Source organism: Synechococcus sp. H55.8 (assembly GCF_047462375.1).
In the GTDB taxonomy this organism is placed as follows: domain Bacteria; phylum Cyanobacteriota; class Cyanobacteriia; order Thermostichales; family Thermostichaceae; genus Thermostichus.
The window spans coordinates 24,703-42,433 of record NZ_JANSJC010000011.1 but is presented as its reverse complement, the minus strand read 5'-3'; the positions used below and the strand labels follow the sequence as shown (position 1 = coordinate 42,433).

21 protein-coding genes are annotated in these 17,731 nt (G+C 61.7%); 6 read left to right on the top strand and 15 right to left on the bottom strand.

Going from position 1 to position 17,731, the window contains the following annotated elements:
• Positions 1-69: 69 nt before the first annotated feature.
• Positions 70-162, bottom strand: coding sequence for a photosystem I reaction center subunit XII (gene psaM / locus NW862_RS06480; protein WP_414332959.1), 93 nt, complete (start codon positions 160-162; stop codon positions 70-72).
• Between the two features lie 223 nt (positions 163-385).
• Between psaM and glyA the strand changes: the two genes are divergently transcribed.
• Genes glyA through NW862_RS06465 form a run of 3 tightly spaced genes read left to right on the top strand, consistent with a single transcriptional unit; the run spans position 386 to position 3,464 of the window.
• Positions 386-1,711 carry a serine hydroxymethyltransferase gene (glyA, locus tag NW862_RS06475; protein ID WP_414427026.1) on the top strand — a complete coding sequence of 442 codons (1,326 nt, stop codon included), beginning with the start codon at positions 386-388 and terminating at the stop codon, positions 1,709-1,711.
• A gap of 24 nt (positions 1,712-1,735) precedes the next feature.
• Entirely contained in the window at positions 1,736-2,833 is a 1,098-nt protein-coding gene (locus NW862_RS06470) for a glycosyltransferase family 4 protein (protein WP_414332963.1), read from the top strand.
• Between the two features lie 7 nt (positions 2,834-2,840).
• Positions 2,841-3,464: a hypothetical protein gene (locus NW862_RS06465; RefSeq protein ID WP_414332965.1), complete on the top strand. Its 624-nt coding sequence runs from the start codon at positions 2,841-2,843 to the stop codon at positions 3,462-3,464.
• A 189-nt stretch (positions 3,465-3,653) separates the two neighbouring features.
• On the opposite strand, the gene NW862_RS06460 is transcribed toward NW862_RS06465, so the two are convergent.
• Complete coding sequence (locus NW862_RS06460) at positions 3,654-4,181, bottom strand: adenine phosphoribosyltransferase (protein ID WP_414427025.1); 528 nt, start codon at positions 4,179-4,181, stop codon at positions 3,654-3,656.
• Positions 4,182-4,367: 186 nt separating this feature from the next.
• On the opposite strand from NW862_RS06460, the gene NW862_RS06455 reads away from it, so the two are divergent.
• Complete coding sequence (locus NW862_RS06455; protein WP_414332969.1) at positions 4,368-4,805, top strand: hypothetical protein; 438 nt, start codon at positions 4,368-4,370, stop codon at positions 4,803-4,805.
• Between the two features lie 27 nt (positions 4,806-4,832).
• On the opposite strand, the gene NW862_RS06450 is transcribed toward NW862_RS06455, so the two are convergent.
• From NW862_RS06450 to NW862_RS06410, 9 genes are all read right to left on the bottom strand, one after another.
• Entirely contained in the window at positions 4,833-6,728 is a 1,896-nt protein-coding gene (locus NW862_RS06450; RefSeq protein ID WP_414338450.1) for a hypothetical protein, read from the bottom strand.
• Between the two features lie 354 nt (positions 6,729-7,082).
• Positions 7,083-8,354, bottom strand: coding sequence for a peptidase C39 family protein (locus NW862_RS06445; RefSeq protein ID WP_414332971.1), 1,272 nt, complete (start codon positions 8,352-8,354; stop codon positions 7,083-7,085).
• Between the two features lie 52 nt (positions 8,355-8,406).
• A complete protein-coding gene (locus NW862_RS06440; protein ID WP_414332972.1) occupies positions 8,407-8,964 on the bottom strand; it encodes a GDYXXLXY domain-containing protein in 558 nt (185 codons plus the stop codon).
• A 23-nt stretch (positions 8,965-8,987) separates the two neighbouring features.
• Positions 8,988-9,818, bottom strand: a complete 831-nt coding sequence (gene thiD, locus NW862_RS06435) for a bifunctional hydroxymethylpyrimidine kinase/phosphomethylpyrimidine kinase (protein WP_414332974.1) — start codon at positions 9,816-9,818, stop codon at positions 8,988-8,990.
• Positions 9,819-10,197: 379 nt separating this feature from the next.
• Positions 10,198-10,404 (bottom strand): hypothetical protein, encoded by a 207-nt coding sequence (locus tag NW862_RS06430; RefSeq protein WP_414332976.1) that lies wholly within the window; start codon positions 10,402-10,404, stop codon positions 10,198-10,200.
• 61 nt (positions 10,405-10,465) lie between these two features.
• Positions 10,466-10,783 carry a 2Fe-2S iron-sulfur cluster-binding protein gene (locus tag NW862_RS06425; protein WP_414332977.1) on the bottom strand — a complete coding sequence of 106 codons (318 nt, stop codon included), beginning with the start codon at positions 10,781-10,783 and terminating at the stop codon, positions 10,466-10,468.
• Positions 10,783-11,040, bottom strand: coding sequence for a DUF1816 domain-containing protein (locus NW862_RS06420; RefSeq protein WP_414332979.1), 258 nt, complete (start codon positions 11,038-11,040; stop codon positions 10,783-10,785). Before NW862_RS06420 ends, NW862_RS06425 begins: the two co-directional genes overlap by 1 nt.
• A gap of 49 nt (positions 11,041-11,089) precedes the next feature.
• Complete coding sequence (gene rlmB / locus NW862_RS06415) at positions 11,090-12,175, bottom strand: 23S rRNA (guanosine(2251)-2'-O)-methyltransferase RlmB (RefSeq protein WP_414332981.1); 1,086 nt, start codon at positions 12,173-12,175, stop codon at positions 11,090-11,092.
• Positions 12,176-12,207: 32 nt separating this feature from the next.
• Positions 12,208-12,597 carry a ribonuclease III domain-containing protein gene (locus tag NW862_RS06410; RefSeq protein ID WP_414332983.1) on the bottom strand — a complete coding sequence of 130 codons (390 nt, stop codon included), beginning with the start codon at positions 12,595-12,597 and terminating at the stop codon, positions 12,208-12,210.
• Positions 12,598-12,973: 376 nt separating this feature from the next.
• Here NW862_RS06410 and NW862_RS06405 point away from each other — a divergent pair, with 376 nt between their 5' ends.
• Positions 12,974-13,153 (top strand): CsbD family protein, encoded by a 180-nt coding sequence (locus NW862_RS06405; RefSeq protein ID WP_414332985.1) that lies wholly within the window; start codon positions 12,974-12,976, stop codon positions 13,151-13,153.
• Positions 13,154-13,165: 12 nt separating this feature from the next.
• Here NW862_RS06405 and NW862_RS06400 read toward each other — a convergent pair whose 3' ends face one another.
• From NW862_RS06400 to NW862_RS06390, 3 genes are all read right to left on the bottom strand, one after another.
• Complete coding sequence (locus NW862_RS06400; protein WP_414332986.1) at positions 13,166-13,636, bottom strand: photosystem I reaction center protein subunit XI; 471 nt, start codon at positions 13,634-13,636, stop codon at positions 13,166-13,168.
• Between the two features lie 99 nt (positions 13,637-13,735).
• On the bottom strand, positions 13,736-13,855 hold the full coding sequence (locus NW862_RS06395) for a photosystem I reaction center subunit IX (RefSeq protein WP_011434365.1): 120 nt from the start codon (positions 13,853-13,855) through the stop codon (positions 13,736-13,738).
• Between the two features lie 69 nt (positions 13,856-13,924).
• Positions 13,925-14,470 carry a Photosystem I reaction center subunit III gene (locus NW862_RS06390; RefSeq protein WP_414332988.1) on the bottom strand — a complete coding sequence of 182 codons (546 nt, stop codon included), beginning with the start codon at positions 14,468-14,470 and terminating at the stop codon, positions 13,925-13,927.
• 191 nt (positions 14,471-14,661) lie between these two features.
• Between NW862_RS06390 and tsaD the strand changes: the two genes are divergently transcribed.
• On the top strand, positions 14,662-15,759 hold the full coding sequence (tsaD, locus tag NW862_RS06385) for a tRNA (adenosine(37)-N6)-threonylcarbamoyltransferase complex transferase subunit TsaD (protein ID WP_414332990.1): 1,098 nt from the start codon (positions 14,662-14,664) through the stop codon (positions 15,757-15,759).
• Here tsaD and mnmG read toward each other — a convergent pair.
• Positions 15,720-17,654, bottom strand: a complete 1,935-nt coding sequence (gene mnmG, locus NW862_RS06380) for a tRNA uridine-5-carboxymethylaminomethyl(34) synthesis enzyme MnmG (protein WP_414427024.1) — start codon at positions 17,652-17,654, stop codon at positions 15,720-15,722. The two genes, tsaD and mnmG, sit on opposite strands and share 40 nt — an antisense overlap.
• Positions 17,655-17,731: the final 77 nt, after the last annotated feature.

Sequence of the window (17,731 nt, the reverse complement as noted above, 5' to 3'; positions counted from 1 at the left end):
AACTCAAAAGGGCCTGCTCTATAGGACAGGCCCCCGGATCCAGAGCAACCTTATTCTTCCAGATGGAAACTAGCTGCGGGCCAGGGCGGATCCCAGCAGCACGGCCATCACTGCCGGCACCAGGGCAATGGCCAGGATGGTGAAAACTTGCGCGTCGGTCATAGCCAACTCCTAAAACCCAGTGCTGTAAACCTGCCCCTCACTTTACCCCGGCTGGTGACCAGACCTGGGGCCCAAAAACATTCTTTACAAAGCGGCCTTTGGTTCTGCGCTTAGCCGCTGCGGGATCCCCTGGCCTGTGTTACGATGTTGCTTCGCAACGCTGTTGCGACCGCAGGGTAATTCTGGCCTTTTTTTCTTTGCAACGTTTGCTCTTGGCGTCACCATGGTAGCCGCCCCCCACAGCCTAACCACTCCCCGGGACAACCTGGCCATTTTGGCCGAAACGGATCCCATCGTCTACCGCCTCATCCAGCAAGAACTCAACCGCCAGCGGGATCACCTGGAGATGATTGCCAGCGAGAACTTCACCTCGCCGGCCGTCCTGGCGGCGCAGGGCTCGGTGCTTACCAACAAGTATGCAGAGGGGCTGCCCGGCAAGCGCTACTACGGCGGCTGCGAATTTATCGACGAGATCGAACAACTGGCCATCGACCGCGCCAAGCAACTGTTTGGGGCGGCCCACGCCAATGTCCAGCCCCACTCCGGTGCCCAGGCCAATTTCGCGGTTTTCTTGGCTCTGCTGCAGCCAGGAGACACGATCATGGGCATGGATCTGGCCCACGGCGGCCACCTCACCCACGGCTCGCCAGTTAATGTCTCCGGCAAGTGGTTCCGCGTGGTGCACTATGGCGTGGATCCGCAGACGGAGCGGATTGATTTTGACCAGGTGCGGGATCTGGCCCTGCAGCACCGGCCTAAGCTGATTATCTGCGGCTACTCCGCCTACCCGCGGACAATTGATTTTGCTGCCTTCCGCGCCATTGCCGATGAGGTGGGGGCCTATCTGATGGCAGACATTGCCCACATTGCTGGCCTGGTGGCCACTGGGCACCACCCCAACCCCGTGCCCCTCTGCGATGTGGTAACCACCACCACCCACAAGACGCTGCGGGGGCCGCGCGGGGGGCTGATTCTCACCCGCGACCCGGAATTGGGCAAAAAGCTGGACAAGGCGGTGTTCCCCGGCAGCCAAGGGGGGCCTTTGGAGCATGTCATTGCCGGCAAGGCAGTGGCCTTTGGAGAAGCCCTGCAGCCCAGCTTTGCCCAGTACTCCGCCCAGGTCATTGCCAATGCTCAGGCACTGGCAGCAACGCTGCAACGACGGGGCATCCGGCTGGTTTCGGGGGGCACCGACAACCACCTGATGTTGCTGGATCTGCGCTCGGTCTCGGCAGTGCTGGAGAAAAACGGAGCGGCGGATCCGGTGATGACGGGCAAGCGGGCGGATCGCCTGATGGAAGAGATCCACATTACTGCCAACAAAAACACCATCCCCTTTGACCCGCAGCCGCCCTTTGTGGCCAGCGGCCTGCGCCTGGGATCCCCGGCCTTGACCACCCGCGGCCTGGGCGCAGCAGAATTTGAGGAAATTGGGGAAATTATTGCCGATTGCCTGTTTCAACCGGGGGATCTGGCTGTGCTCGAAGACTGTCGCCGGCGAGTGGCCCAGCTCTGCCGCCGTTTTCCGCTCTACCCCCAGTTGGGATAACCGCAGTCCTCTCCGCGGCTTGCCATGCCCTACTTGGTTGCCTTTCTCGCTGCTGCCTGTGTGGTTCTGTGGGCAACCCCAATGGTGAAGGCGGTCGGGATCCGCAGCGGCCAGTTGGATTTTCCCGATGAGCGTAAGATCCACCGGCAGCCGATGGTGCGCCTGGGGGGAGTTTCCATCTTTTTCGGCAACCTGGTGGCGCTGCTCTTGCTCTGGGGAGCAGGGGCGTTCGCGGGGCTGCGCACCGAGCAAGAGTACGAGATCTGGGGGGTGACGATCGGCGGCGTTTTGTTTTTTTTGATTGGCCTGGCCGACGATCTGTTTCAGTTGTCGCCCTTTTCCCGCCTGGCGATGCAGTTTGGGGTGGCTGCCGCCGCCTGGGGAGTGGGGGTGCGCATCGAGTTCATTAATCTACCGGGGATCGGCATCTGGCCCTTCCCGGTGTGGCTGAGCCTGCTGATTACCCTGCTGTGGCTGGTGGGGATGGCCAACGCCATCAACTTCATGGACGGCCTGGATGGCTTGGCGGCAGGCGTGTCGGGGATCGCGGCAGTCGTGATGCTGATGGTAACGCTGCTGCTGGATCGGCCGGCGGCGGCCATGCTGGCGGCAGCCTTGGCAGGGGCCTGCCTGGGCTTTTTGCGCTACAACTTCAACCCGGCTCAGATCTTCATGGGAGATGGGGGAGCCTACTTTTTGGGCTTTACCCTGGCCGGGATCGGGGTCATTGGGGTGGCCAAGGGGGTGACCACGCTGGCGGTGGCCCTGCCGTTTTTTATCCTCGCCGTGCCAATCCTGGATATGTCTGCCGTCATCCTCAAGCGGCTGGCCAGGGGCAAGTCCCCCTTTCATCCCGACAAGGGCCACTTGCACCATCGCCTGCTCAAAGCCGGCCTGTCGCAGCGGCATTCAGTGCTCTTGATCTACGCCATGACCCTTTGGGGGGGATCCCTGGCCTTGGCCTTGGCCGGCCTGCCGGCAGGGGGCACCTACCTGGGCGGCGCCTCGCTGCTGTTGGCGGGAGTAAGCTGGGGGGCCTGGCAACGCCAGCGTCGGCGGCAACGGTCTTCTGAGGATGCAGAGGTTCAAGCAGCAGATCCAATTAACTCAAAAAAGGATTAAGCCCAGCTTGTTCCCAGCCGCCCGCCTGCCTAGACTGGAAGAGATCTCCTCTGCCGCCTTGATGATGCGTCCTACACCGGAGCTGGCGGCCCTTTTGCGCCGCACTGCTGATCGCCTACAGGCCCAGCACTGGGGCTTTTGGGATCGCGAGTACTGCTGGCGGGATAGTACTCGCTGCAATTGCGGCCTGCTGGTGCGGGAAGCCCTGGGCTGGAATCAGCAGCAGCTTAGCCTGCGCATCCACCGCGGCACCTGGCGCTCCATTGCCCAAACGGCCTACCGCACTGCTGCCCTTGTCCTGAGGGATCCCTGGGAAGCCCAGTGTGAGACCACGGGCCTGCGGCTGGGATATGTGTTTGAGAAGATGGCAGAGCTGGGGTTTGACCGGCCGGAAGACTTTGCCGCCCTGGAAGAGCTGAGCGATCCGGTTATCCTGGCCCGCCTGGCTGCAAAAGGGGTGGAGCCGCTGCGGCGCGACCAGGCAATTCATGTGGCCCTCTACATGCGGGAGCTGGCCGACTGGATTGAGGAACAACTGCAGGCGCAAGCTCAGCTCAGCCACCTGACCCAACCTCTGCCCAAAGCCAAAGCACCAGAGGTGGGCGTCCGCCAGCCGCTACACCTGCGGTGAGGTTGCCTACAAAGCGCTCTGGTGCCCTCACCCCCAGCCCCTCTCCCAAAGGGAGAGGGGAGATGGGAAGCATAGCAAGGCCGTCGCCCTGCTATCTGCAGCCCAAGATGAGGGGTGTAGAACCGCGCATCCAGGCCCAACTTCCTGCCCACAGGGATCCAGAAGAATTTCCTCGTTCTGTTTGGGAGTTCAGTTGGATTCGTCCACCATCACCACATGGGTGGGGATCTCAGGGGGCAGGAGCTTGCGGCCCGACAAGAAAGCCAGCTCGATCAAGAAGGCAAACCCCCCCACCTCAGCCCCGCTCTGGGCCACCAATTGGGCGGTGGCGGCGGCGGTGCCCCCGGTGGCGATGACATCATCTACGATCACCACTCGGTTGCCGGGGCGCAGGGCGTGGGCATGAAGTTGCAGCTGGTCTTGGCCGTATTCCAGGCTGTAGATTTGGCTGAGCACCGGCGGCGGCAACTTGCCCGGCTTGCGAACCGGGACAAATCCCAAACCCAGATGCTGAGCCAAGGCAGCTCCTAAAATAAAGCCGCGCGACTCGATGCCCACCACATAGTCCAGGGATCCCATGGCAGCGGTGCCGGCGGCCAATTGTTCAATAGCAGCCCGGAAGCCTGCTGGATCCTGCAGCAGGGGTGTCATATCCCGAAAGAGGATCCCGGGTTTGGGAAAATCGGGCACCAAGCGGATGAAGGCGCGCAAATCCATCCTGTTTTCCTCGTTGGCCAGTGGCTTGCCGAAAGGGCGCTCCAAGCAACCCATCATACCTGCTTAGCTTAAGGGCAGATGGGATCCCTTTTTGTCCGTTCGGCAGCGGGGAAGATTTTTTATAATTGGCAGGGCTGGGAGCCGCGGCTTACCTGGTCTTTCTGTTCCTGACCTCGGAGACTTCTCATGCGCTATTACATGGCCATCGACTCCAATCCCCTGGCAAGTTTGCCGCTGGCTCTGTTTGGGGTGGGCAGTGAGTCGGCTTACGTCGATCTGCTGCAGGACAAGTTAATTGTCCGGGCGGGCAACCTGTTCAACGAAACCTTCTCCCTGAGTGAGTTGGGACAAGGGGAGCGCTTCTCTTGGCCCTGGTTCTACGGCCTGGGCGTGCGTACCGATTTCCAGGGGCTGGTGGGCGCGGTAACCAGCACCCAGGGGGTGGTTGCCATCCCGCTGCTGCAGGAAAAGACCCTCTTCATCCCTCTGCTGGGGCCGCTGGGTCTGCAAGTACCCTGCAAAAAGCTGGTCTTCAGCCTCAAGGATCCAGACACGTTCCTGGCCAACTTCAATCAGGGTCGCCCCGAGGTGAACGCCGGCCCGAAAAATCTGGTGATTGAGTGAGTAAGGGATCCCCCAGACGGCGACGGGTCAAGGGCCTACAGGAGTTGGGGTAGCGCGCCCAGAGGCGACACGGCTTATGCGACGCAAGCCCGGCAAGCCAGGGTCCACCACCACCACACTGCCATCCGGTAAGACCACCAAGCCGGCAGGCTGCTGGAAGCGGGCCGCCGAGGTGGGGCCGTCCTGCCAACCAGGCTCATTCTGTCCGGCCAGGGTGGAAACTTGTCCCCCAGGCTGAAGCCGCCGAATGCGCTGGTTATCTCGGTCGGCCAGCCAGAGGACGCCTGAACTATCGAAGGCCAGCCCGGCGAGAGAGCGAAAACGGGATTCCGCCAGGGGGCCATCGCGGTAGCCCGCCTCTGGATCCGATTGGGTGGTCAGTTGTCCGGCAACAGACAACAGGCGCAGGCGATGCTGATCGGCAATCCAGAGATTCCCTTCCCTGTCCACCGCCAGGGCCGTGGGCTGCAGGAGCTGGGCCCGCTCTGCCGGGCCATCGGCGGATCCCGGCTGGCCGGTGCCGGCAACCGTGGCCACCTCACCTGCAGGGGTGATGCGGCGGATGCGGCGGTCGGCACGGTCGGCCACGTAAACGCTACCATCTGAACCCAAGGCCAGGCCAAAGGGCTCGCGAAACTGCGCCTGGTCACGCTCCCCATCGCGGTAGCCGGCTACACAAGTGCCGGCAAAGGTGGTTACCTGCCGCTGAGGGCTGATGTGGCGTAGGCAGTGGTTGCCGCTGTCGGCCACCCACAATCCCCCTTTGGGATCCCAGAGCAGCCCCTGTGGGGAGTCGAACTCAGCTTGGTCGGCTGCTCCGTCGCGGCGGCCTGCTTGGCCTGTGCCGGCCCAAACTTCCAATTCCCCCTCTGGAGAAAGCCGGAAAATCCGGTGCTGAGCTGGGTCGGCTAAGTAGAGGGAGCCCTCTGGATCCACGGCAATGCCCCCGATCTGCTGTAGGTAGATTCTGGACTCGCTGCCGGTGTTGCCTGACGGATCTGCTGCAGGCGCCGTGCGGCCATCCAACAAGGTTTCCACCACCCAAGCCGACGCTGCCGGAGCAGTGGGAGTGGGGGCGGGAGTCGCCACAGGCCAATCATAGACCAGTGTACCCAGCCCCTGCCCTGCAGCATCGGCAACAGCGACCCAAACGGAGCCGGAAAGAGAAGAAGGCGGCATCACCGCCAGACGGTCACCGCTGCGGGAGCGGATCTCCCCCCTCAGGAGGCGCTCGGGATTGGCGGCTGAAGCAAACAAAACCGTTTCTGCCCGCTCCAGATTTTCTCCCGACAACAGCAGCGGCTGGCCAGGCGCCGGCACCCCCGAGCCCGTGTGCAGCAGCGGCACCCCCACCTCGGAGAGCACCAACATGGCCAGGCGGCGATTGGCCCCGCCAGAGCCCCCAGAGCGGGCAGAAAGGGTCAGGGATCCCTTTCCTTGCGCCAAGGTGGTGGATCCCCGGTAGGCGACGGCGCTGAGCTCCGCTTCGCCGGCGGGCGGGTTGGTAAAGGTGAAGGTGGCCGGTTGCCCTGGGCGCAGGGGCGCGGTGGCGGTCTGGCGATAGCTGCCCAGGGTAATGCTCAAGTCGATCCCTTCCACTCCTGGCCAGGTGGGGGTGCGGGCCAGCCAGCGATCCACCTCTGAAGCCGGGAGCTGGGCCACCAGATCGGATCCCTGTTCCTGGAGCAGCAAAACGATGCGATTGTTGGGCACCGCCAGACCCGCTTGGCGGGCCTGTTCGAGCGTGAGGGCAAAGGCGGAGGGGGTGAGGGGAGTTGGAGTGGAAACCGGCTGCAGGGCAGAAGGGGGAACGACGCTGGGAGACAAATTAGAGGAAGAAAGCTCGCCGCAGGCCGAGAGGGCCAGCACCAGGGCACTCAGCGCCGGCAGAGATAGCGGTGCAGGGGAAACCCGTCGTGGCATGATGCAGCTTATCCTCTCCCCCAAACTGGGAAATGGCGGGAACCCAAACCTCCATATCTGTCTTCCTCAGCGTACGAGCTGGCGAAAACTGCCCAGCACCTTCCCTGCTGCAGGAGCCAGCCCGGCCAATGCCTCAGGCCCTGAACTGCATTTCTATTCATAACCAACTGCCCTCACCCACAGGTGAGTTACACTCCTCACTCTTTACATCCTTACTCAAATCCCCGCCGAAAAGCCAGATGGCAGTTGGGTGCTTGCCAAGTTGTGTCTGCGTTTGTCTGCTCAAGTGTCCAGATCGGGATCCCAGCCTCTTCGAGCAGAAGCGTCTGGCAGGGTGAGCGACGGTCGTTAGACTTATAGCTCTGGGATCGGCCAGTCCCGCGGATAAATCAAATAGACAGTACCCCCGGAGTGTGCCAACCACAAAGACTCCAGCTGGTCGCGGCGGTAGGTGCGGCGAACTTCTTCGTTGGTCTTGGCCGCCGGATCGTGGAGGATGGGATCCCCTTGGCTATCGAACCCCACCAGGACTGCCAGATGGCCGTTGCTGCGGGGGAGCGGCGCCCCCTCCAGCTCTCCCTCACCCCAGGCATAGCTGAGGATTACTGGCACCCCTGCTGCGATCCAGGCTTCTGCCTGGGCCAGGCTCTGCAGCCGTGCCACCAGGCCGGCCAAACCTCGCTCGGCGGCATGGGCCACATTGAAGGCCCAGTTGCCGTGGCCTCGGTAAACCCGGTCGTATACCCCAGCCACCGCGGCGCGCACCAACGGCTCACAGGGGCGGGGATCCCGCTGCCAGTAGGCCATCACCATGGCCAAAGCGGTGGGGCTGCACCAAGCTGCTCCCCCGTCGGGGTACACCATCTGGGAACACAAGGGCAGATCCAAGACCTGGCCCCAGCGGCTGGGATCCCCAGGGGAGAGGTGGCTGGGCTGGGCCGGCTGGTTGGAAAAGGCAACCGCCACCTGATCCACCAGGGGAGAGCGGCCCGCCTCTTGTGTGAATAGGCGCACCCTGACCTGAAAAGCCTCTGCCCCGTTGTGGGTATCCTTGAGCACCAACAAATCCGTGTTTAGGTTGCCGTCCTCATCTGCCTGCCCGCGCACGGAGTGGCTGGCCAGGGTGGCCGGATCGGCGGCCCACACCCCGGCGTGATACCACCGGCTCCAGCGGCTCTGCAGCTTGGCGCGGATCCCCACTTCCAACCAGGTGCCGGGGGGCGTGGTGGCATTCCAGGAGACGATCGCCTCCACCAGAGGAAAGCTGGCGGGAACTTCCGGGCTGACGGCTTCTCCCACCCAATAGCTGCCGGGGGGATAAAAAGGCCGGCCCTGAAACGCCGACTCAGGTGCTTCAGAGCTGACTGCTTGCCGCCAGCCCTCTGGATCCAAGAACAATTGCCCTTGGGGGTTCAGCCGGATCCCGCGGGCTGACCAGTCCTGAAAACCTTGGGGGGCCTGCCAGCGCTGCAATCCGGTGCGATAGGTGGAGTGGGTCTGGGTTTGCATCAGCAAGAGTCCTGGAGAAATTGGAGCCGGCTGGGCCAACGCGGGCAGGAGCAGTACAGCCGCGCTGACCAGCCCAAACAGCCCTTGCCAACCGCTCTGGCCTTCTGCAACCCGCATGGTCGGCTTGCCCCCATTAAAAGCCGGACACAATGACTCTGCAAAAGGGCATTTAGTAGCGGCGCTCTCTTACCCAGAGGCCAATCAACGCTGCCTTGCCCCAGGGATCCACTTTCACTTCTGCCCGCGTGGCTTCGGGATAACGCCGAATATCCTCTTCCAGGACATCTCCCACCGCTTCGGGAATAAAAAATTCTTCGATGCCAAACTTGAGCCGCCACCCGTCAAACCGGCCTCGCAGCACTTTCTCTTCAGGCTTCACGTCTTTGGGCATGTCCCGGCTGACACCGATGGCTTGCCAAGGTTGAGTTGGATCCCCGCCGGAGGGAGCTAAGCGCAGATACAGGATCCCTGGTCTGTCCAATTCAGATGACCAACCCGGCAGTTGTTCCAGGGTGGAGCGGCGATCGACGACGTAACCCAAGGTCACGTACCGGCCCCGCAAGAGGTCATAGGGATCCAGAGGGGCCGTTTGCAAGTAGATCGTAGTTCCGGTGGCGAGGGTCAGCGCCTGCCGAGCCGGTATCAGCAGAACAATGCCCAGTTGCAGCAGCAGGGCCAGCCAAAACCGCCATTGGGGCAGGGATCCCTTCTTAAAAAGATTCGACATAGCCAGAGGGAGCGACTTCTCTCTTATGGCACAGGTTTGTCGACCTCGGACAAAAGCGGGTAGAAGTGTCCCACCGGCCCCTGCCCCGCGCCAATGGCCAAGGGATGCCGCAGCGCTTCTGTTACATAGGCTTTGGCCGCCAGCGTAGCCGCCAAGGGATCCTTGCCCCAGGCCAGTTGCGCCGCAATGGCCGCCGAGAGGGTACAACCGGTGCCGTGGGTATGGCGGGTGGGGATCCGCTCCGTTTTCAGCACTTCCAGCCGCTCGCCATCGAACCACACATCCACCCCCTGCAACTCCCCCGGCATGCCCCCACCTTTGACCAGCACCGCCCCACAGCCCAAATTGCGGATCCGCCGGGCCGCCGCCTCCATATCTGCCAGCGACTGCAGCTCCAGCCCTGCCAAAATCTGGGCCTCGTAGCGGTTGGGGGTCAGCACCTGAGCCAAGGGGATCAGCCGCTCGCAGATGGCCTGAATGGCCTCATCGGCCAATAACTTAGCTCCCGTGCGAGACACCATCACCGGATCCACCACCAGCGGCCGCAACGCCCAGCGCTCCACCTGCCGGGCCACCTCCCCCACGATCTCGGCGTTGAGCAACATGCCGGTTTTGATCCCTTGCACCCCGATGTCCTGCACCACCGCCTCAATCTGGGCAGCCACTGCCTCCGGCGGCAGGGGATCCACCCGGGTAACCCCCAGGGTATTCTGGGCGGTCACGCAGGTCAGAGCGGAAGTGCCGTGTACGCGCTGGAAGGCAAAGGTACGCAGATCTGCTTGAATGCCCGCTCCGCCACCGCTGTCGGATCCAGCGATGGTGAGGGCGACAGGGGGATGCTGCTCGGCCAACATTGGAGCCGGAGTTGGTTCAGATGTGGGGACAGACATTGGCCAAACGACAAAAACTGCCGAGGGTACCGATAGTCATTTCCATCAATCGATATCGATCATCTTTTCAACGTAGCAGTGAAACTGTTGGTTCCCGATAGTCTGAGACCGCTGAGGTATTGGGAAAACGCTTCCAGACGCCCGTCAAGAAGCCAACCATAGTCATTTCAAATATCAAATGGGTTCGTCACGTCGTTATTGCTACGCAACGCTGTCACGAACCCGCCGCTCTAACTCCCCTCTCCCAGAGGGAGAGGGGCTGGGGGTGAGGGCCTCTGGAAGAGGGGTTGGGGGTGAGGGAGTGTCTGAATCGGGTTTGAAATAGCCATAGGAGTGGGCTGTTCTAGCCTAGATCTGGAGAGCCATCCGCGGTGGTAGCCACCACCTCCACCCAAGCCCTCTCCCCCTCCACCGCCGTCAGGCTCCAGCGCAGTAGGGAGGCTGGCCGCCCCAACTCCTCGGCCACTTGCTGGAGAAGGGATCCCTCCAGTTGAGAAGCAGAAACCGGCCAACTCAGGGGCAAAGACAGGCGGAGAAAATGCAGCTTCACAGGCTGTCGAAAACCATCCCACAATAAACTGGCGTAGAAGCAGGCGTGGGATCCGGCACGGCTAGGAGCCAAATTGTAAACGGTAAACCTCTTCCTCTTGATCGGTCTCCACCTCCAGATCAGAGGTAGGGTAAGCTACGCACAGCAGGACAAAGCCCTGAGCCCTGAGTTCCGGCCCGATCCCCATTGCATCCACCTGGGTCACGGATCCCGACTTCAGCCGCCCTGCACAGGTGGTGCAAACTCCCGCCTGACAAGAGGAAGGTAGCTCCAGGCCGTGCTCCAGAGCCGCCTGTAAAACCGTCTGATCCGCCGCGGCGGGGAAGCGGTAGGTCTGGCCCCGGTGATGGACAGTTACTTGATAAACCATAGCCGCCATTAGGAACCCACCCGCGAAGGAGTGCGGGCCACCGTCAGCGACTGCGGCTGGCGCATTTTCTTCACCTGAGCCTCGATCCTTTTGACCCCCTCCGCCTCCAGGTCGGCGATGTAGTGACTCTTATGCGCCTCTGCCTCTCTCTCGCTGGCAAAGGGGCCGTAGTAGTAGGTGCAGTCGTCGGTGGTGATCTCGATCCAAACCGATAAGCCAAGCAGCCTATCCAACAGACTGGTTAAAGAGTTGCTCACGGGATCCATCCCCCCCTATTCACAAGTGCCAAAGATCGTTCGGGATCTTTGGCAATCATCAACTAGATTCTACTGCTTTTGTTGACGATTTGTTGAGAAATGTTTCGACCTCGGCGCGTTTGAGCTGGTGGGGGGAGCGCTGCCGGTGAATCTCATAGAGGGCGATGCCCGCTGCCACCGAAGCATTCAAACTTTCCGTGCGGCCCGCCAAGGGGATCGACAGCAGTTGATCGCAGTGGCGCTGGGTGAGCAGGCTGATCCCTTCCCCTTCCGATCCCACCACCAAGGCGATGGGACGGCGAAAATCGGCGCCGTAGACGGGGGGAGCCCCTTGGCTGGTGGTGCCGTAGACCCAAAACCCCTGCTCTTTAAGATATTCTAGAGCGCGATTCAAGTTCACCACCCGCGCCACCGGCAAGGTGGAGAGGGCTCCTGCCGCCACCTTCATCACCGTCGCGGTTACCCCTGCCGCCCGCCGTTGGGGGATCACCATCCCCTGCATACCAAACGCTTCCACGCTGCGGGCGATAGCCCCCAGGTTGTGGGGATCTTGGATCCCGTCTAGCACCACCAGCACCGGATGGGGGCCGGCCTGACGGCTTTTTTCCACCAAATCCTCCAGATCCATGTACTGATAAGGCGTGGCCTGGGCGGCGATACCCTGGTGATTGGCACCAGCCGTGAGGGCGTTCAGCCGTTGTGGAGATACCTCATCGATAACGGTGCCCCGCCCTTTGGCTGCTTCCAGCAGAGAGAAAAAGGGCGGGCTGTAGCGCAACTTTGGCAGGATCCAAACTCGGTTGAGGGTAGCTTGACTTCTCAGAGCAGCCAGTACCGTCTGGCGGCCGTAGATAATCTCTTGCTCCAACTCGGCCTGAGGCTGGGCTTCTTCCGGCAAGACCCCTGTCCCGTCAATGGGAAGGCCGGGATCCAGTTTGCCTGTCAATTGAGAATCCACCTGGCCTTGAGGCGACTGCCGTTGTGCGTTGCGGCGGGGAGCCTCTTGAGTGACAAGCTTGGGCCCCCCATCTCGGCGTTTGGGCCACTGTCCCCGCTTGCCGACGGATTGCCCTGCTCCTCGCCGTTGCAGTTTGCCCGAGCGAGACAGCCGTAGAGCAGGTTTGCGCTGAGAAGGCTTGGGCATGGGCGTGGAAGAGGTAAAGACGAAAGACTATCCTAGCCTTCCTCCTCGCCCAGGGTCTCAGCCAAAACATCGGTGAGGGCGAGGACATGGCGAAGTCGTTCGGGATTGACCAGGTAGAGATAGCCCAGAACGGTTTCCAGGCCGCTGGCGTTTTGGTAATCGGCCAGAGGCAGATGCCGGGGTGGGCGACCGCAGCCATTGCGACCCCAGCGGACGATCTCCTGCTCTTCGGGGTTGAGATGGGGCAACAGCGCCAACAACAACTTGGCCTGTGCCGAGCCGCGCACCCGCCTCACCACCTGCTGGTGATAGCGCTCCAGCCGATCCGGCGGAAACAACCGTTGCCGCCGCACATGCAGTTCATAAATGGCATCTCCCAAGTAGGCCAAGGCTGCGGGCGATAGGCGACGGATTTCGGCCAAAGATCTTTCAGCAGTGGGGTCGGACAGCAGATCGCTCACAACAGCTTACAACAACTATTCGTTGAAAAAATATCCAGAACCGCTGCTGTCGGCTCATGACAAATTCAAGACTCAATCCGGGCCGATCCAGTCCATGCTAGGGCAAGTTTCCGCCATGCTGCCAGTCTCCCTGTCGCCCTGAACCCCCGCTTCTGTAAGTGATTTGGATCACGAAGCTGGGGAAGAAAAAGCGCTGGTTATGGTCATTGCAAAGGGTATGAAACAGCCTGTCCGTTGATCTCCAGCTCCCCTCTCCCCTTGTGAGAGAGGCAAAGTGTCTTAATCGTGCTTAGAACAACCATGACAAACCAAGCGGTACCGGCAAGGGTCTGACGCTATGAGCCTTGACAAGCAAGTGACTCCCCCCCTCAAGAAGAGCCAAATCCAGGAAGCAGTGGGCGAGCTGGCCGGCGATCAACGCGAAAAGCTGGAAAGTAAAGCCGAACTGGCCGAAGCTGCTGCTCAACAGACGGCTGAAGAGTCCCTCAAAGACGTCGCAGATGAGGGGATGGACTAGAGAGGAAACCGCTTAGCCGAAATTGGGGAATAACAGATCTCCGTTGAGCAAAAGCAGATAGGCGACAATCGCCCCGCCCATCCCCCCTATCAAAAAGCCGGCCGCCAATTCGCTCCAAGACTGGGATCCCCCGTTGCGCTGCGAGGAGACAGTGCCGTAGAGAGAGAGGGCTGCCGTCAGGATTAAGATCAGGCCACAGGCTCCCAGAAAGCCGCTCAGCAGACCGATGGACTCGTTGCGCAGCGGCCCCAGCTTGGTAAAGGGGCCGACCAGCCAATAGCCGTGGGCCATGCCGATTTCCAAGCCCCGCCAAATGGAGCTCAATCCCGGTCGGTTGATGGGCAACCAGTCTATCAACAGACGGACAACAGACGCGTGGTTGATCGGCGTCCAGAGATCGCCAATCTGCGGATCTCCTTCGGGGACGGTGACGTATCCCCTATTCATATTCAACGGAGCGGGATCGGCATTGGGTTCGACCATTTCAGCAACTCTGTGTCCGGTTCAAAAGAGATGGAAAAAAGCTCAAAAAAGCAGGGATCCCGCCGGGCACGGGTCGTGGCGGGGATCCCCTGCTTCCACTCAGAACGTCAAAATGTCCGGGAAGAAGCGATTGATCTCGATAAACAGGGCAAAAACGAAGCTGGAAAACAGGATAAAGGCCACCGGAGCAGTGGTGAGAAACTTGGTGAAATCAGCCATAGACGCCTCTCAAGAGTTGAACAGATAATGAACCGATAATCGAGTTAAGGAAGGCCGGGCTGAGGTTCCTCAGCGGGGCGAGATGGGCACAGCAGCTTCTGGCTCCTGAATTTCGCCGCTGGCAATTTCCTTCAAAGCAGCCGCGGGCCAAACCAGAGCCGTGAGGAAACAGCGCAGCGCCAGCGCTACATCGATTAGGCTTTCTTTCATCTCCGGGCTCTCCTCATCTCGAACTGCAATCAGGTAGGAGCGTCCGGCCCAGCCCAACCAACCGGCAATGTAGAGGAAAAGCAGGCCGGGGATGAGAAACTCGCCCGCATGATTCAATCGACCATCTGTAACCAAGTGGGGCAGGCCCTCTTCGCCGCAGAGCAGCTTGCTGTAGCGTTCAAAGCGCTTCTCAGTTTGGGCCAGCTTTTGCTGGTAGAGAGGAGCCAGGTCAGGGCTGGCGTTGAGGATCTTCTCTTCGAGGCTGCTCAGGCGTTCGTTCATCAGGGCCTGAAAAGCGGGAACTTCGCTGCAAGGCTTCAGACCGATCAAGGGTTCTGCCTGCACAGATTGGGCAAGGCCAAGCGCGATGCAGAGGGCCAAAAGGAAACTCAAAAGGGTTCGCATAGCAGGATGTGTCCTTGAGCTAGGGGTCTAGGATCTGTCTAAATGTGCAGGAATGCTAAGTGCAGAAACAGGCACTAAACGGTTAGTATCATACTCCCGAGCGCCTCACCTCGACGGATCCCGAGTTTTAGCTCACACAATTCTTAAGGATCCTGAAGCGTTCCCACCCCTTTTCCCCCACTTGCTCTCCCATGGCCCGCGTCCTCGCCATCGAAACCAGTTGTGATGAAACGGCTGTGGCTGTGGTGGAGGCAGATGCGGCCTGGCCGGGGTTTGCCCCGCGGCAGCTCAGCTCTGTGGTGGCCAGCCAGATTGACCTTCATGCGGCCTATGGGGGCGTGGTGCCGGAGGTGGCCTCCCGCCGCCACGTGGAAACTCTGCCCTTTGTGCTGGAGTCCGCGCTGCACCAGGCCGGGCTGGGCGTGGCCGAGGTGGATGCTGTTGCCGTCACCTGTGCGCCGGGCCTGGTGGGATCCCTGCTGGTGGGGCTGATGGGGGCCAAGACCTTGGCCCTGCTCTACAACAAACCTTTGATCGGGGTGCACCATCTGGAGGGCCACCTGTTCAGCGGCTTTTTGACCGAGCCCGACTTGCGTCCCCCTTGTCTCTGCCTTTTGGTTTCAGGGGGCCACACCAGCTTGATCTGGATGAAGGACTATGGGGAGTACCAGACGATGGGCCGCACCCGTGACGATGCTGCCGGCGAAGCCTTTGACAAGGTGGCGCGGCTGTTGGGGCTGGGCTATCCGGGCGGGCCGCCGATCGACCGCTGGGCGCAACAAGGGGATCCCAACCGCTTCCCCCTGCCCGCGGGCAAGCTGGATCACCCCTACGACACCAGCTTCAGCGGCCTTAAGACGGCGGTGCTGCGCCTGGTGCAACAGTTGCAGCAGGAAGGCCGGGAACTGCCCGTGGCCGATATTGCTGCCAGCTTCCAGGCCTGCCTCACCCGCGTGCTGACCGAAAAAGCGGTGGCCTGTGCCGAGGCGCTGGGCCTCTCAACCCTGCTGGTTACAGGGGGGGTGGCCGCCAACCGGGAGCTGCGAGCTCGCCTGCTGGAAGCGGGCCGACCCAAGGGCCTGCGGGTGATCATCCCGCCTGTTGCCCTCTGTACCGACAACGCCGCCATGATCGGGGCAGCCGGCCTCTGCCACTGGCTGCGGGGAGAGATCTCACCCCTGGATCTGGGCGTAGCTTCGCGCCTGCCCCTGGAAGAGATCCCTGCCCTCTACGGCAAGGGGGGCAGAGATTACCGCGAGGTGCTAACGGGTTCTGCCGTTGCCCTCTGACGTTGCCGCACCTCGAGGTAGATGAGCAGGGCGTTGATGTCGGCGGGGTTGACGCCGCCAATGCGAGCGGCCTGGCCCACCGTCAGGGGTCGGACGGCCGCCAGTTTCTCCCGCGACTCTTTGGAGAGGGTGGGGATGGAGTGGTAGTCCAGATCGGGGGGCAGGGGGCGGTGGTACTGCTTGCTCACCTGCTCAATTTGGTTCTGCTGCCGCTGGATGTAGCCGCTGTATTTGACGGCAATTTCTGCTGCCTCCTGCTCAAAGGGATCCAGCTCCTCATTGCCCAAGCCCAGCTCCAGCAGGTCGGCGTAGTGGATCGGGTTGCGGCGCAGGATCTCGGCCAGCGTGGCGGATCCTTTGATCCCCTGGCCGGTCAGTTGGCTGAGGTGGATCCCGGCGGGGTCGTGGGCCTTAACCCGCTGGGTTTCCAGGCGCTCGATCTCGGCGGCAATGCGGGCTTGCTTGGCCTGGAAAAGAGACCAGCGGCGGTCGTCGATGAGGCCCCATTCCCGCCCCAGGGGGGTGAGGCGTTGGTCGGCATTGTCGGCGCGCAGGATAAGACGGTATTCGGAGCGGCTGGTGAGCATGCGGTAGGGCTCCCGCAGCTCTTTGGTGCAGAGGTCGTCGATGAGGGTGCCGATGTAGCTGGACTCGCGCGGCAGAGTGACCAAGGGTTTGCCCTGCACCAGGCGGGCGGCATTGATCCCGGCTATGAGCCCCTGGGCTGCCGCCTCCTCGTAGCCGGTGGTGCCGTTAATTTGGCCGGCGCAGAACAGCCCCTGCACTTTTTTGGTCATTAGGGTGGGGTAGAGCTGGGTAGCCGGCAGATAGTCGTATTCCACGGCGTAGGCAGGCCGCAGCATCACGCACCGCTCCAGGCCAGGCAAGGAGCGCAACATCTGGATCTGGATTTTCTCCGGCATCCCCGTCGAGAACCCCTGGATGTAGAGCTCCGGCAGATCCCGCCCTTCCGGCTCGATGAAAATTTGATGGCTTTCCTTGTCGGCGAAACGGACGATCTTGTCTTCGATGCTGGGGCAGTAGCGGGGCCCCTTAGCCTCCACCCAACCGCCGTAGACCGGGGTCTCGTGGAGATTTTCGCGGATGATGCGATGGGTCTCCGGCGTGGTGCGGGTGAGGTAGCAGTCCATCTGCTCCCGCGGCACCCACACCTCCGGGTCGAAGCTAAACCAGCGCACGTCGGGATCCCCTGGTTGCCGCTCCATCACGGAAAAATCGACGCTGCGGCGATCCACACGGGCAGGGGTGCCGGTTTTCAGCCGGCCCGTCTCAAAGCCCAGTTGGCGCAGGGTGTCGGTCAGGCCTTCGACGGCAAATTCCCCCGCCCTGCCGGCAGGTTGCCAGTGGCGGCCAATCCAGATGCGCCCCCCCAGAAAGGTGCCCGTGGTCAAGATCACCGCCCCACAGCCGAGGACACTGCCAAAGTGGGTAACCACGCCCACCACCTCATCGTTGCGCCCCAGCACCAGGTCGGTGACGGTGCCCTCGCGAAGGGTCAGGTTGGGTTGGTTTTCCACCACCGAGCGCATCACCCGCGCGTACTCGCGTTTGTCGGTTTGCGCCCGCAAGGCCCACACCGCCGGCCCCCGCGAGCGGTTGAGGATCCGCTTCTGCAAATAGGTGCGGTCGGTAACCTTGCCCATCTCGCCGCCAAGGGCGTCGATTTCGTGCACCAGTTGCGACTTGGCCGGGCCGCCCACGGCGGGGTTACAGGGCTGCCAGGCAATCTTGTCCAGGTTCAACGTCAGCATCAAGGTATTGCAGCCCAAGCGTGCTGCCGCCAAGGCCGCTTCACAGCCGGAATGCCCCCCACCCACGACAATCACGTCGTAGTGGTCGAGAAAATCCACGTTGTCTCGTCCAACTTTGAGCATCGGATTGCCCCTTGCTGGCTACCGGGATCCCCTATCCCAATTGGGTTGTTACAGCTTGTTTCTCCAGTCTAGCGATG

Coding starts and splice junctions, on each gene's coding strand:
- glyA (WP_414427026.1), top strand. CDS start 386: ATGGTAGCCGCCCCCCACAGCCTAACCACTCCCCGGGACAACCTGGCC.
- NW862_RS06440 (WP_414332972.1), bottom strand. CDS start 8,964: ATGTCGAATCTTTTTAAGAAGGGATCCCTGCCCCAATGGCGGTTTTGG.
- mnmG (WP_414427024.1), bottom strand. CDS start 17,654: ATGCTCAAAGTTGGACGAGACAACGTGGATTTTCTCGACCACTACGAC.
- NW862_RS06445 (WP_414332971.1), bottom strand. CDS start 8,354: ATGCGGGTTGCAGAAGGCCAGAGCGGTTGGCAAGGGCTGTTTGGGCTG.
- NW862_RS06450 (WP_414338450.1), bottom strand. CDS start 6,728: ATGCCACGACGGGTTTCCCCTGCACCGCTATCTCTGCCGGCGCTGAGT.
- NW862_RS06470 (WP_414332963.1), top strand. CDS start 1,736: ATGCCCTACTTGGTTGCCTTTCTCGCTGCTGCCTGTGTGGTTCTGTGG.
- NW862_RS06455 (WP_414332969.1), top strand. CDS start 4,368: ATGCGCTATTACATGGCCATCGACTCCAATCCCCTGGCAAGTTTGCCG.
- thiD (WP_414332974.1), bottom strand. CDS start 9,818: ATGTTGGCCGAGCAGCATCCCCCTGTCGCCCTCACCATCGCTGGATCC.
- NW862_RS06460 (WP_414427025.1), bottom strand. CDS start 4,181: ATGGATTTGCGCGCCTTCATCCGCTTGGTGCCCGATTTTCCCAAACCC.
- NW862_RS06405 (WP_414332985.1), top strand. CDS start 12,974: ATGAGCCTTGACAAGCAAGTGACTCCCCCCCTCAAGAAGAGCCAAATC.
- psaM (WP_414332959.1), bottom strand. CDS start 162: ATGACCGACGCGCAAGTTTTCACCATCCTGGCCATTGCCCTGGTGCCG.
- NW862_RS06390 (WP_414332988.1), bottom strand. CDS start 14,470: ATGCGAACCCTTTTGAGTTTCCTTTTGGCCCTCTGCATCGCGCTTGGC.
- NW862_RS06395 (WP_011434365.1), bottom strand. CDS start 13,855: ATGGCTGATTTCACCAAGTTTCTCACCACTGCTCCGGTGGCCTTTATC.
- tsaD (WP_414332990.1), top strand. CDS start 14,662: ATGGCCCGCGTCCTCGCCATCGAAACCAGTTGTGATGAAACGGCTGTG.
- rlmB (WP_414332981.1), bottom strand. CDS start 12,175: ATGCCCAAGCCTTCTCAGCGCAAACCTGCTCTACGGCTGTCTCGCTCG.
- NW862_RS06425 (WP_414332977.1), bottom strand. CDS start 10,783: ATGGCGGCTATGGTTTATCAAGTAACTGTCCATCACCGGGGCCAGACC.
- NW862_RS06420 (WP_414332979.1), bottom strand. CDS start 11,040: ATGGATCCCGTGAGCAACTCTTTAACCAGTCTGTTGGATAGGCTGCTT.
- NW862_RS06400 (WP_414332986.1), bottom strand. CDS start 13,636: ATGGTCGAACCCAATGCCGATCCCGCTCCGTTGAATATGAATAGGGGA.